Raw genomic sequence first — 12,580 nt, 5'->3', positions numbered from 1 at the left:
CTCTATTCACTTGCGAATTGCTTGATTGAGGGTGAGCATTGCCCACCCTACTTTATTAACCCACACTACCTTCCAGTTTCAGACTCAGCAGGCGATCGGCTTCTACAGCAAATTCCATTGGCAGCTGGTTAAACACATCCTTACAGAAACCGCTAATCATCATCGAGATTGCATCTTCTGAAGAAATACCTCGTTGTGCGAAGTAGAATAACTGATCTTCACCAATCTTGGAAGTCGAAGCTTCATGCTCGATCTTGGCAGTGTTATTTTGTACCTGAATGTAGGGGAAAGTATTTGCCCGTGCATTATCTCCAATTAACATTGAATCGCACTGAGAATAATTCCGCGCTCCTTGTGCTTTCGGGTTAACTTTTACCAAACCACGGTAGCTGTTGCTAGAGTTCCCCGCAGAAATTCCCTTGGAAATAATCGTGCTGCGGGTGTTCTTGCCAACATGGATCATCTTCGTTCCTGTATCGGCTTGCTGCATATTATTCGTCAGCGCCACAGAATAAAACTCACCGACAGAATTATCGCCGACTAACACGCAACTAGGATACTTCCAAGTAATTGCTGAACCCGTTTCTACCTGCGTCCAAGAAATTTTAGAATTCACTCCCTGACACAAACCGCGTTTGGTGACGAAGTTGTAAATCCCACCTTTACCTTTTTCATCGCCAGCATACCAGTTTTGGACAGTAGAGTATTTAATTTCAGCATTGTCTAAAGCGACAAGTTCCACCACCGCCGCGTGTAGCTGGTTAGTGTCGTACATCGGTGCGGTACAGCCTTCTAGGTAGGAAACGTAGCTCCCTTCCTCGGCTACAATCAAAGTCCGCTCGAACTGTCCTGTATCGCCGCTGTTGATGCGGAAGTATGTAGACAGTTCCATCGGGCATTTAGTGTTTTTGGGGATATAAACGAAGGAACCGTCACTGAATACAGCGGAATTGAGTGCCGCGAAGTAATTATCTGCTGTTGGGACGACACTACCCAGATATTTCTGTACCAACTCTGGATATTCCCGTAAAGCTTCGGAAATCGAGCAGAAAATTACACCTTCTTTGGCTAACTTTTCCTTGAAGGTAGTAGCTACAGAAACGCTGTCAAAAATGGCATCTACTGCGACATTAGATAGACGCTTCTGTTCTGATATGGGAATACCAAGCTTTTCAAAAGTTTCCAGCAATGCGGGATCGACTTCTTCCAAGCTATTCAGTTGCTTTGGTTTCTTTTTCGGCGCGGAATAGTAGATAATATCTTGATAGTTGATGGGAGGATACTGGACACTGTGCCAAGTAGGTTCTGTCATCTTCAGCCATTGACGGTAAGCTCTCAGACGAAATTCCAACATGAACTCTGGTTCTTCTTTCTTAGCAGAGATCAGGCGGATAACGTCTTCACTCAGACCGCGAGGAATGATATCTGCCTCGATGTCGGTAATAAAGCCGTACTTGTAAGGCTGGTTGACGATGGTTTTGACAGTTGCACTCATTGGTCGTGTTCTCTCGGTTGGGCTGAAATGCTCGAAGTAGCTCTTTAAGGATGAAAGACGGGTGGTCTAACCCCTTCCCACCTTCCTCATTGTAAAAATCGTAACTAAAACAACACGCTTGTTGTTTAACCTGTCTCCATTTTACGCTACATTAACAACAGGTATGTTGTCAAAGTAAAATTTTCAGCTGAAAACTTTGGAATGACAATGGTGACAACGCAGCAGCCCTCGACCAAGCAGGACATTCTGCAATATCTGATGAAGCAGGGGCAAGCCACGGCACAGGAGCTAGCCACAGAGCTTGATGTCAGTCCACAAGCGATTCGTCGCCATTTAAAGGATTTAGAGGCAGAGGAACTGATTTTATATCAAGCAGTTCCTCTGGGCATGGGGCGACCGCAACACGTATATAAACTGAGCGATAAAGGGCGCGATCGCCTGCGTCGTACTATTAATGATGGAGGGGGAGACAGCCACGGACAATTTGCCGTTTCCCTGCTCGACACCCTCGCCCAAACAGTGGGGCGGGAACAAATGGGGACAATTTTACGGATGCAATGGGAGCGTAAAGCTCTAGAATACCGCGATCGCGTCGGCGAGGGTTCGCTGCAAGAGCGAGTAGCTAACTTAGTAGAATTGAGAAAAGCTGAAGGCTACATGGCAGAGTGGTATTTTGTCAACGAAGAGAATTCAGCTAGGGGATTTATCATTACCGAACATAATTGCGCCATTGCCAATGTTGCTGAATCCTTCCCTGTAGTCTGCGGACACGAATTAGAAATGTTCGCCACAATCCTCCCAGATTGTCAAATCGAGCGCACTCACTGGATTATTGACGGCGAACACCGTTGCGGGTATTTGGTACGAAGCATAGGGGAAAGGGGAAAGCTGTAGGGGCGGGTTCACCCAAAATTCTCGTCGGAGTCAGAGTTGTTTGGTGAACCCGCCCGTACAAAAATTGTAGGGAAATACCAAAAATTGTAGTCGAAGTTAATTTTTTGAGTGAACCCGTCCGTACAAATGACCAATGACCAATGACAAATAACATGCAACCTTCAATGCAATTTCTCACTGCGGAAGAGTCAGCCAGGGTAGATGCAGCCTTGCTTTCTTCTCCAGAAAAGTTTTTAACCAGACTGACAGTTTCATCGCTGCGGCTGTTGAAACATATAGCCGAAGACTACGGCGTAAAAATGGAAGATTTAACCGCAGAGCAAGTGGTAGCCTGGTTTGAAAAAGATGGCAAGATTAGACGCGAACAAGGACTTGAGGCGGCTTTTCTCAAATGGTAGCTATTCAGTTAACAGTTATCAGTTATTAGTGGAGAGTGGTACGCGACAAATGACGAATGACAAATGACCAACAACTCTTTTACCCTTGAGACACCGCGATCGCATTGACATCTATATTGCGATCGAATATGATTCGCGGTCGGAATAGAATTTTCAAAATCAGTAAAATCGATTTGAATTCCCCTGGCGTATTGTGGCGCTTCCATTGTCCAGGGCGACAAAATAACATCTCTACTAAGCGGCGATGGTGACTGAGACTGAGTTGCTGAAACATCACCCTGACTGTAGGAAATTCATTTTGAAATCCAGTCCGAATGATTTCACCAGTTAATTCTACTCCTTCCTCCATAATTTCTAACGTGACTGGCTGCATTTCTGCCGCTGAAATTATTGCTTTTTGTGTCAGAGCAATTTCCGCTCCAACTTCAGAAATCATCGTTGTGACTCCCCAATAATTTTCCCCTTGAATATTGCACCTTACTGTTCGCCGGAGAGCAAACCAATCGTAAACATCTGGTTTGGGAGCGTCGAGCAGAATTAAAATTGCAATACCCAACATAATTAAGTTGTAGCCACTCCACAGCCAACCCAAACCAATACCTCGAATTTGTTGAGCAATTTCTAATGGTACTGTTGTTGCCCATTCTGCTTTCGCCATAGACATTCCTAAGTTACGCCACAGACTGATAGCTGTGACCGCAAACAAAATAATTAAAGGTGAAGCTAGTTTCCAATTAAATGAAAAGCGATCGCGTTGTTGTCCTTTTGGAGTAACTTTAAATCCTTTGGCGAACGGTCTTAACATGACTTGAATTACTGTCAAAGCCAAGGGAAAGCATAAAACTAAAGAGTATATATCTGATAGTAAAGCCGAACGAGAGCGGTGATTCAACCAAGCAAATACTGAGAGTTGAACTAAATAGTAAGGCAAAAAGAAATATAACAACTCGGTTGCTGTTGCCCTGAGTGGAATCACTCCTAGAAATGAATAGGCAAGCGGCATAAATAAAAACCCAACCCGGGAAATACTAGTGAACCAATGCAATAATCCTTCTAAATGCGCAATTCTTTGTAAAGGTCGCAATCCTTTGATTGTTAAAGGGTTTGCGTCGATAAAAAATGCTTGTAACGTCCCTTGCGCCCATCTGATCCGCTGCGTAGCATGAGCGGCGATGTTTTCGGCTGCTAAACCTGCACTTAGTTTTTCATCTAAATAAATTAATCGATAACCCTGCGCCGATAAACGAATTCCAGTAAAGTAATCTTCGCTCAAAGAATCTGTGACGAAACCGCCAGCAGCTTGTAGTGCTTTGCGTCTGACGACAAAAGAAGTACCAGCACAAATGACGCTATCAGCTCCGTCTCTAATTGGCTGAATTTGACGATAAAAAACTTCTTCTTCTGGGGTAACTGCGTCTTCTAACCCTAAATTACGGGCAATTGGATCGGCGTTGTAAAAACTTTGGGGTGTTTGAATTAAAGCAATTTTTTCGTTTTGGAAAAAGCCAACAGTTCGAGTGAGAAAATTTTTAGTTGGTACAAAATCGGCATCAAAGACAACAATCAATTCACCTTTAGTTTTGGCGATCGCGTGATTTAAGTTACCTGCTTTAGCATGTTTGTTATCGGAGCGAGTTAAATATTGACAACCTAATTCTGTAGCTAGGTCTTTAACTTCTGCTCGGCGCGTGTCGTCAAGTAAGTAGATTTTTTTATGCGGATACTCCAGTGCTTGACAACCGATAATAGTCCGTTTGAGGATAAAATTAGGCTCGTTATAAGTAGGAATTAAAATATCAATAGTTGGAGTAAAATTACCATCAAGCACGTCTACAGCAAAGCGATCGGCTTCGCGGCTGCGGTCTTTGACATTCAACATTAAAAATAATTGAATTGTACTACTAGTTAACACCAGAAATTCTAAGAACAATAATCCCAAACTAAATACACCATTGAGGGGAGTAGCAAGATTAAGTGTAGTTAGCGATCGCCAAATAATATAACGGATAGTCAAAAGCAGTAATATTGCTACTACAATTTGCCGCGACCATCGTTTTGGTTGGGGAGAGATGCGCATGACTAGCATCACAATTAGGAGTAAAACAATTGTGGGAGCTAATAAATATTCTCCTGATAGCATTGGTACTTCTAACCAAACAGGAGGATTATTTTGAAAATTTTGTAGTTGTAAAAAAATCGAAGTAATTGTACCTTCTCCGGCAAACCATCCCCCAACTATCAGGCTAGAAAATGCCACAATACTGAACATAACTAGCGTAGCGAGACGCGATCGCCTCACGCGCCTGAGTTCTCTCTGCTCTATCCCCTGATTCTTAATCTGAGAAACTGTCATTCCTACTATCCAATAATTTTCCTAACAAATACAATGGATTGTTGTTAGCAATCCATGTTAGGTAACACAATTGTAAAATAATTATAATTTTTATTATCGTTTATTATGTCAAGTTTTAGCTAGTAGTTGAAATTTTGTTTGCTCCTAACTGTCCCAATAGAAATCTGCTAGCAATAACGCGATGTATTGCCATCGAAGAAGACTAAAACAGATATTCAGATAGTTCTATGACCGTAGAGCAATAGCTGAAGTTCCCCCATGGGTAGTTTATTGTCCAATCGCCCCTAGATGCCCTATCGCAACAGCAGTAGTAAATTACGCTGTATCAAGAATCATCTCAAACTCGATCGCGATCGAGGATTGGCTGAGGTAATGGGAGTATACTCCAATCCACTGAGCGATATTGGAAGTTTTGCACGCGATCGTATGACTGCCTTCAACTTCGATCTTTTGCCTGCCAACCTCATAAGTGCAATGACTTACCAAAAGCTAGCTGCTGGAGAAATTCTTTTCTATCAAAACGATCCGGCAACGGCTATCTTTGCCGTTGAGTCCGGGCGAGTTAGTTTGATTCATTACACCGAAGCAGGCAAGACTGTCAATCACTATTCCGTGATGGCTGGAGAGTACTTTGCTGAAGTTGCGCTGTTTAACGAAATTTATGTATGTACGGTGATTGCTGAAATTCCCTCGCGGATTGTTTCTTTTCCGAAGCAGCTATTCTTAACTACGCTAGCGCAAGAGCCACAGCTAGCAACAGCTTTTATCGAGCAGCTAGCACGCCGATTGCATTATACAAAAATCTTGTTGGAATTGCGGGGGATTCGTTCTGCCCGCGAACGAGTGTTACATTACCTGCGTGTGATGGTTCCTCCCAATGAAAAAACGGTAAATCTAGACCGTCCTTTAAAACAAATTGCTGGCGATATCGGCATCAGCCCTGAAGTTTTCTCTCGGACGCTGACGCAATTACAAAATGAGCAGTTAATTACTCGCGTGAAAAGAAGAATGACTTTAAATGGCTGAGCAAAAGTCAAAAGTTAAAAATCAAAAGTCAAAATTGACAACTAAGAGTTTGATGCCTACTACAAAGAAGTTTTTAATGATAAGCATTATGAAAACTTAAGGCGCGATTGCCTATTTTTATACTAAAACCCTCATTTTAAGTTCAAATAGAAATTTATAGTTATGTTTTAATATAGTCTTTTGTTTTGTGTAACTAAATATATTAGCGCGTAAATTTTAACACAAGAATTGATTCTAATCATTTTCCTCAAATCGCGATCGCGCTAGGCTCTCTCCTGACGAATTTTACCGCAGTTGTGGATTGAGAAAGATCGTCTATGACAGAATTCAACCCTTTTATTTTCGATCCCTCCCATGAGAGCTACATAGGTACTCGACTTCTCCCTTGTTTTCCCTTTCAAACAAGCTACGACATAGGATGGAATGGAGTTCGCGCCGATCTTCACCGACAGCCGCCTTGGGAGGTAATAGAGCATTCTCTGAGTCACCATTCAATCGTGATTCATCATTGCCAGCATCCAATGCAGGTAGAACGGATGCTGGATGGACGGACGCAATGCCAGCAAATAATTACCGGACAAGTTGAAATCACCCCTGCAAAAGTGTCGCAAAAAGCAGCTTGGAGGCAACAAGTTGAATTTACCTTACTTTTTCTCGATCCTACATATGTAGCTCAAATTGCCCGTGAATTTGTCGATCGCGATCGCATCGAACTAATACCACACTTTGCCACGTCCGATCCGCTCGTCCACCAGATCGGTTTGGCACTCAAGGCAGAACTAGAAGCAGGGGAATCGAGCAGTCTACTTTATGTCGAGTCAGCAGCAACAATGCTTGCCGCTCATCTACTCAGGCACTACTCTGCACAAAAACATAACTTGTGTCAAGAGCGCAGTGGTACGCTATCTCGCCGCAGATTCCAACCAGTCATCGATTACATGCACTCGCATCTAGAGCAAAATTTGAGTTTAGCCGAACTAGCTACCGTGGTACAAATGAGTACCTTTTACTTTGCGCGATCGTTCAAGCAAGTCTTTGGAGTCACGCCTTATCAATATCTACTCCAATGCCGGATTGAAAAAGCAAAACAACTGTTGCACTGGCAAGATTTATCGATTGCAGTCATCTCTCGACAAGTCGGATTTCACGATCAAAGCTGCTTTACGGCTAAATTCCGTCAAATTGTGGGAGTCACACCTAAAAAATACTGGGCAGGGCTTTAATTATGGCAAGATTCACCTAATTTAGGGCAAGAATTCACAAGACAGCAACTAGCCAGATTTTTTATTTTTCTAATCGTCACTCAAAAAGAAATACCAATGAACGATCTGAAAGATAAAGTTGCTTTGGTTACAGGTGGTAGTACGGGAATTGGTCAAGCAACTGCGTTGGCATTTGCTCAAGCTGGAGCCAAAGTTGCGATCGCCAGTCGCACTCCAGCAGCAGGAGAGGAAACGGTTAGCCAAATTAAAGCAGCTGGTGGCGATGCTGTCTTTATCAAAACTGACGTGACGCAAGCTAGTGAAGTTGAGGCATTAGTAGATAAGACTGTATCGATTTACGGTCGATTAGATTGCGCCTTCAACAATGCAGGCATCGAAGGAAAACTGGGTGCGATCGTTGATGAAACAGAAGACAACTGGCATAGCGTCATCGATGCCAACATGAAAAGCGTTTGGCTGTCGATGAAATACGAGATTGCCCACATGTTGAAAAACGGCGGCGGCGCAATTGTCAACAATGCTTCGGTGGTAGGACTAATCGCCATGCCCAATGTCGCTACTTATACAGCTAGCAAACATGGTGTCGTAGGACTAACCAAAGCAGCAGCGCTGGAATGTGCTAAAGCTGGAATTCGAGTCAATGCCGTAGCTCCAGCTGTAATTCAAACTCCCATGCTCGATCGCTTTGTCGGCGGAAGTCAAGAAGCAATCGCGGCTTTTGGCGATCGACACCCAATCGGACGAGTCGGCAAACCTGAAGAAATCGCTGCTGCGGTACTTTGGCTGACCTCTAATGCAGCCTCTTTTGTGACCGGACACACTCTAACTGTGGATGGTGGCTACATCGTGCAATAGTCGAGCATTTGAAGCCCTCAGAATAGAATTCTGGGGCTATACCAACAAAGTTCGCCCGCTCGAACTCAGGAAAAATCAGAAGTTTGAAACCCTCTCATCATCTGGGTTTGGTTTGTGTAGCTGCGATTTTCAATCGCCTAGTGCATTGAAAAAGTTTGAACTGCCTAAAAAATTTTCGTTGAAGGATATGGCGTGATGCGTACAAATCGGTGGTTATACTCTGCCTTGAAAGTGGTAAAAGCAATTTCCCCAACCATAGCAGCAACCCTTGTTTTGCCCCTAGCAGCTTTGGCAGAGTCTGGACCTGGACCTGGTCCCCTCGGACCTGGACCTGGATGCAACTTCTTCCCTGCATCTGCATCGACAGGTACTCGTGTTGACCAAACTTATTTTGGACCTCCTCCAACCAATCCTAGTTTAGTTGGTCCAGTGCAAACACTGCGAGCGGGAACGGTTAGTTTCGATCGCGATTCTTTTCCTGGTACTGTGACGCTACCCTTATATAAAGGTTATTTAAAGTCGGGTGAAACTGTCTGGTATATCATCACCGATACAGACGACCAGGCAAACGCTGAAGCACTCGGTTTTAACTTTTCGTCCAAGCTATCCTACTCAGCACCAGGGGCGCGGACTGGTAACTTCAACTCAGCAGGGGAAATTATTTTCGACCAGGGCAAAGTTGACTTCAGTCCAGAAAGGCAGGTGCAACCAGGATCTAAAGAGCGTCCTTTTCCAGTCGCTAGCGCCCAACCTGGCTCTGTTGGAGACAAGGATTACAGCCCTTTAGTGAGGATGCTTAACTCTGGCGGTCGCGTCTACAATGCACCAATAGTTGCTTTTAACGTGCCTGCCGATAAGATTAATTTTCCTCAAGGCAACCCCGACTACAAGCTAGTACACGATGAAGTCGTGGCGATCGATACTGAGAAAATGACTGTCACCTTAAACTTGGTCAACGGTTTCAGTTTCGGTCGTCCGGTTTGGTATGTTTCAATGGATTCCAGCGATCCAACGGTGGCTGCGATCGAAGGTGCAACTTCTGCCCCTGCTTTGCAGAACATAGAAGTAGGTGGCGACGATAGTTTTAGCAGTGCTGTCGAGCGGATTTTTATTGCTATAAATGGACCGCAGCAAAATGGTTGTAAGAATCCACAACGTCAAGGGTTGTATGCAGCTTTAACTGACGGTTATCGCCCTAATAACGTTTTAGGAGGTATCCCGACGATCGCGAATGACTATAGCCCACTTTGGGATATCAACCTTTACGAGTGGACGCAGGATGCAGTAAACAACGGCGATCGCACCCAGCTACGAGAAGAATTCCACATCCTGGGTCTAGTTGAATCTGGTTTCCTCACTGGTCCTAATGGTTCCGAGTTTGGCTCGACAGGCATCATCAACAACTGCCCGATCGTATTTCGCCTATTGTAATTTCTCGACGCACGAACTCAAAGCCGAATTACGAGCTAATTCTTACGTTTTTCTCAGGAAAAACTCATAAATTCATCAGTTGTAACTTAGGTAAGCGATAGATGCTGAAATTGTCGAATTGTTATTTATTCTCAAATTCTTAGGAGTGAATCAAGTGAAACTTACGTCTGTTTTAGCGGGCTTTGCTTTAGTTGGGTTAGTGACGGTTACAGATGTACCGCTGAGAATCATCAATCCTCAGTTAGGTCAAGCATCTGCCCAAGAGATGCAAATGAAAGGTCCAACTGATATACCGATCCAAAAGAAAATTGAATTGATTACCGCGCACAAGGGTCAGCTAGGTGGTGGTGACGAACTGCGGCGCTATTTCTTTGGCGATCTGCTGCCAGTAGCGGTGCAGCCTGGTGGTGCGGGTATGGTCGTACTGCTGTATAACAAAGCTAACGATTATACATTTGCTTACTGTGCTACCTACGATGTGGTCGTGGCATTGAGAAAAGGCAAAGTGACGAAGTTTGAGCCGAGTGAAGTGAAGTAATAGTGAAGTCATTCTAGTCGCGATCGCATGAGGAAAAACTTTGTTACAGATTGGGATGTGCCGACTATTTCCATTAAGAGTTACGCCCCAGATTTATCTATGGCTAGCTATTTCTATTTTTGGCGCAGCTAACTCAGTCACGCGCAAGCTGACAGAAATTGGTGCGAGACATTTTCAGAACGATCGCAATCCCATTTCTCTGTGCAATGTTTTATTTGTTGGCAATCTCTGCGCTTTGTTGGTACTACTAATTATTTATCGACGGCAAATACAACCAGCTATGTTAAAGCGACTTTCTCGACGAGAGTGGTTGGGATTGATAATCGTATCAACTTTAGCAGGAGCGATCGCGCCGAGTTTAATTTTTCAGGCACTAGCTGTTACTAATGTCAATACTGTAGTGTTTTTGGGGAGATTAGAGCCACCCTTAACTTTGCTATTGTCTGTCTGGCTACTGTCTGAAAGAGTTAATTTTTGGGAAATTTTGGGTGCATCTTGAAGTGGATCCAAATGGTTAGACAGTTTGAGGGGAGAGTTAAGCTCTAACCCAAGGATCGACACTCGCTCCATCAAGCAAGTTCAAGCGATTTCAAACTTTTCCAATAAACAGTATTAGGAGTTTGATAATCTAATGCTTGATGAAATCTCTGTTCATTATACCATTTAAACCATTTGTTGACCTCAAATCTTAAATGTTTCCCATCATCAAAATCTAGTAAGTAAATCAATTCATATTTGAGCGAGCGCCATAAACGTTCAATAAAGATATTGTCATGACATCTTCCTCTACCATCCATACTAATTTTGACATTGACTTGTTTCAAGCATTGAGTAAAGTCAGTTGAGGTAAATTGACTACCTTGGTCGCTATTAAAGATGTTTGGTTTTCCATAGATAGATAAGGCTTCTGATAAAGCATCCAGACAAAAATCTACCTCCATCGTGTTGCTAATCCTCCATGACAGCACTTTTCGAGAGTACCAGTCCATGATTGCTACCAAATAAAAATGTCCTTTCCTCACAGGCAAATAAGTAATGTCCGTACACCAAACTTGATTGGCTGTCTCTACCGCTAATCCTCTTAGCAAATACGGATAGATTTGATGAGCTGGATGGGAAATAGTTGTGCGTTTTCTCGGATAAACTATTTGTAATCCTAATTGACGCATCAGGCGAATTACTCGTTTGCGATTAATTTCGTAGCCCAGTGAACGCAAATACACCGTCAATTTTCGACTCCCATAAAAAGGGGTTTTTAAGTATTGCTCATCCAATAAACGCAACAGCATCAATTCCTCATCTGAGATTTCTTGTGGCTGATAGTAATAGCTTGAACGAGCAATTCTCAATAGTTGGCATTGTCGGACGATGCTTAGTTGTGGATGGTCAGTCACTACCAAGGCTTTTCGTTCTTCAACCCCAACCGTGCTGACCTGTTGGCTAAAAAATCCCGTTCTACCTTCAACTGCCCAATCTGCCGATACAACTCGTCTATTTGGGCTTGTTGGCTCTCCTCAACTTTATTTGCCTCACTACCCTTCTCAAATAGCGTACTAGCTTCCTCTAACAACTGCCGCTTCCAGTTGTTAATCATGGTTGGATGCACTTCGTGCTGGCTTGCCAATTCTGAAACGGTTTTCTCACCTCGAATAGCTTCTAGTGCGACTTTGGCTTTAAATTGTGGGCTGTACTGCTTGCGTTTGTTACTCATGAACTACTCTTGTCATCTTTTGAGTGGTTCAGAGCTTAACCCCCTGTCCAGTTTTTGGGGACCACTTCATACAGCATTTTTCGCACCGCTTGGGGAACAGTTATTTTCTTTCTCGCTGCTTTACTACTCTACGGCAGGGGGCATTTTATGGATGTATTTTCTCCTTTCTTGTGGGAATGGATGTTAGTTTATGGTTCTATTATTGTCGTAGTCGGTCAGACTTTCTGGATTACTGGTTTAAGAGCTACCTCTGTATCTGAAGCTTCTTTAGTTAGCTCTTTTACTCCCATTGCAGGGATTCTCGCAGCTTATTTTATTTTAGGAGAAGTTCCAACACTGGCGCAGTATATGGGTGGCAGTGTCATAGTTATTGGAGTTTTTCTGAGTCAAATCGGCATCCGGCAAAAAGCATCAAGTGCTGCTACACGGAACACTTCGATTCAAAAACAGCAAGAAATCGAAAGTAGTATGGGATTTAAAGGTATATAAGTCAATGCTCGCTGAGAAAAACATAATTCCTGAAGCGATCGCACAACTGAGGGGGGTGGTAACTAGCAACCATCTGCGTACTTCTGATTTAGAGAAGGGTGTTGTAAATTTAACTCATTGCCTGTTTGCCACCAGCATCCAGATAAATTGAAATTTACGTAATTTAG

The 12,580-nt window shown here is 43.4% G+C and carries 11 protein-coding genes and 2 pseudogenes; 10 read left to right on the top strand and 3 right to left on the bottom strand.

Going from position 1 to position 12,580, the window contains the following annotated elements; genetic code table 11:
- Nucleotides 1–55: 55 nt before the first annotated feature.
- Nucleotides 56–1,495, bottom strand: coding sequence for a Fe-S cluster assembly protein SufB (gene sufB / locus N4J56_RS15800; RefSeq protein WP_015154063.1), 1,440 nt, complete (start codon nt 1,493–1,495; stop codon nt 56–58).
- Nucleotides 1,496–1,702: 207 nt separating this feature from the next.
- Between sufB and sufR the strand changes: the two genes are divergently transcribed.
- Complete coding sequence (gene sufR, locus N4J56_RS15795; RefSeq protein WP_410500511.1) at nt 1,703–2,389, top strand: iron-sulfur cluster biosynthesis transcriptional regulator SufR; 687 nt, start codon at nt 1,703–1,705, stop codon at nt 2,387–2,389.
- 140 nt (nt 2,390–2,529) lie between these two features.
- Nucleotides 2,530–2,787: a hypothetical protein gene (locus N4J56_RS15790; RefSeq protein WP_317107297.1), complete on the top strand. Its 258-nt coding sequence runs from the start codon at nt 2,530–2,532 to the stop codon at nt 2,785–2,787.
- A 79-nt stretch (nt 2,788–2,866) separates the two neighbouring features.
- On the opposite strand, the gene N4J56_RS15785 is transcribed toward N4J56_RS15790, so the two are convergent.
- Nucleotides 2,867–5,140: a glycosyltransferase gene (locus tag N4J56_RS15785; protein WP_317107296.1), complete on the bottom strand. Its 2,274-nt coding sequence runs from the start codon at nt 5,138–5,140 to the stop codon at nt 2,867–2,869.
- Between the two features lie 288 nt (nt 5,141–5,428).
- Between N4J56_RS15785 and N4J56_RS15780 the strand changes: the two genes are divergently transcribed.
- From N4J56_RS15780 to N4J56_RS15755, 6 genes and pseudogenes are all read left to right on the top strand, one after another.
- Nucleotides 5,429–6,166 (top strand): Crp/Fnr family transcriptional regulator, encoded by a 738-nt coding sequence (locus tag N4J56_RS15780; protein ID WP_317107295.1) that lies wholly within the window; start codon nt 5,429–5,431, stop codon nt 6,164–6,166.
- 317 nt (nt 6,167–6,483) lie between these two features.
- On the top strand, nt 6,484–7,389 hold the full coding sequence (locus N4J56_RS15775) for an AraC family transcriptional regulator (protein ID WP_317107294.1): 906 nt from the start codon (nt 6,484–6,486) through the stop codon (nt 7,387–7,389).
- A gap of 96 nt (nt 7,390–7,485) precedes the next feature.
- Nucleotides 7,486–8,244 carry an SDR family oxidoreductase gene (locus N4J56_RS15770; RefSeq protein WP_317107293.1) on the top strand — a complete coding sequence of 253 codons (759 nt, stop codon included), beginning with the start codon at nt 7,486–7,488 and terminating at the stop codon, nt 8,242–8,244.
- Between the two features lie 195 nt (nt 8,245–8,439).
- A complete protein-coding gene (locus N4J56_RS15765; protein WP_410500510.1) occupies nt 8,440–9,675 on the top strand; it encodes a hypothetical protein in 1,236 nt (411 codons plus the stop codon).
- Between the two features lie 154 nt (nt 9,676–9,829).
- Entirely contained in the window at nt 9,830–10,213 is a 384-nt protein-coding gene (locus N4J56_RS15760; protein ID WP_317107291.1) for a hypothetical protein, read from the top strand.
- Nucleotides 10,214–10,268: 55 nt separating this feature from the next.
- Nucleotides 10,269–10,706 (top strand): annotated as a pseudogene (locus N4J56_RS15755) (EamA family transporter); the annotation flags it as partial.
- A 76-nt stretch (nt 10,707–10,782) separates the two neighbouring features.
- Here N4J56_RS15755 and N4J56_RS15750 read toward each other — a convergent pair.
- Nucleotides 10,783–11,924, bottom strand: a protein-coding gene (locus N4J56_RS15750) for an IS3 family transposase (RefSeq protein ID WP_317107289.1) whose coding sequence is annotated in 2 segments (ribosomal slippage) — nt 10,783–11,663 and nt 11,663–11,924 — 1,143 coding nt in all. Because the reading frame shifts where the segments join, the coding sequence is not laid out codon by codon here.
- Nucleotides 11,925–11,993: 69 nt separating this feature from the next.
- On the opposite strand from N4J56_RS15750, the pseudogene N4J56_RS15745 reads away from it, so the two are divergent.
- Nucleotides 11,994–12,413: pseudogene (locus tag N4J56_RS15745) on the top strand (EamA family transporter); the annotation flags it as partial.
- A 4-nt stretch (nt 12,414–12,417) separates the two neighbouring features.
- The gene (locus tag N4J56_RS15740; RefSeq protein ID WP_317107287.1) at nt 12,418–12,564 is read left to right on the top strand and encodes a hypothetical protein; all 147 of its coding nucleotides are present in this window, start codon (nt 12,418–12,420) and stop codon (nt 12,562–12,564) included.
- Nucleotides 12,565–12,580 lie beyond the last annotated feature (16 nt).

The organism is Chroococcidiopsis sp. SAG 2025 (assembly GCF_032860985.1).
GTDB lineage: Bacteria > Cyanobacteriota > Cyanobacteriia > Cyanobacteriales > Chroococcidiopsidaceae > Chroococcidiopsis.
The sequence above is the reverse complement of the archived record's forward strand: the minus strand, read 5'-3'. Positions and strand labels throughout refer to the sequence as shown.

Excerpts from the sequence above, each read along its gene's own strand:
- sufB (WP_015154063.1), bottom strand. The coding sequence starts at position 1,495 with ATGAGTGCAACTGTCAAAACCATCGTCAACCAGCCTTACAAGTACGGC.
- N4J56_RS15780 (WP_317107295.1), top strand. The coding sequence starts at position 5,429 with ATGCCCTATCGCAACAGCAGTAGTAAATTACGCTGTATCAAGAATCAT.
- N4J56_RS15765 (WP_410500510.1), top strand. The coding sequence starts at position 8,440 with ATGCGTACAAATCGGTGGTTATACTCTGCCTTGAAAGTGGTAAAAGCA.
- N4J56_RS15790 (WP_317107297.1), top strand. The coding sequence starts at position 2,530 with ATGACAAATAACATGCAACCTTCAATGCAATTTCTCACTGCGGAAGAG.
- sufR (WP_410500511.1), top strand. The coding sequence starts at position 1,703 with ATGGTGACAACGCAGCAGCCCTCGACCAAGCAGGACATTCTGCAATAT.
- N4J56_RS15775 (WP_317107294.1), top strand. The coding sequence starts at position 6,484 with ATGACAGAATTCAACCCTTTTATTTTCGATCCCTCCCATGAGAGCTAC.
- N4J56_RS15740 (WP_317107287.1), top strand. The coding sequence starts at position 12,418 with ATGCTCGCTGAGAAAAACATAATTCCTGAAGCGATCGCACAACTGAGG.
- N4J56_RS15785 (WP_317107296.1), bottom strand. The coding sequence starts at position 5,140 with ATGACAGTTTCTCAGATTAAGAATCAGGGGATAGAGCAGAGAGAACTC.
- N4J56_RS15770 (WP_317107293.1), top strand. The coding sequence starts at position 7,486 with ATGAACGATCTGAAAGATAAAGTTGCTTTGGTTACAGGTGGTAGTACG.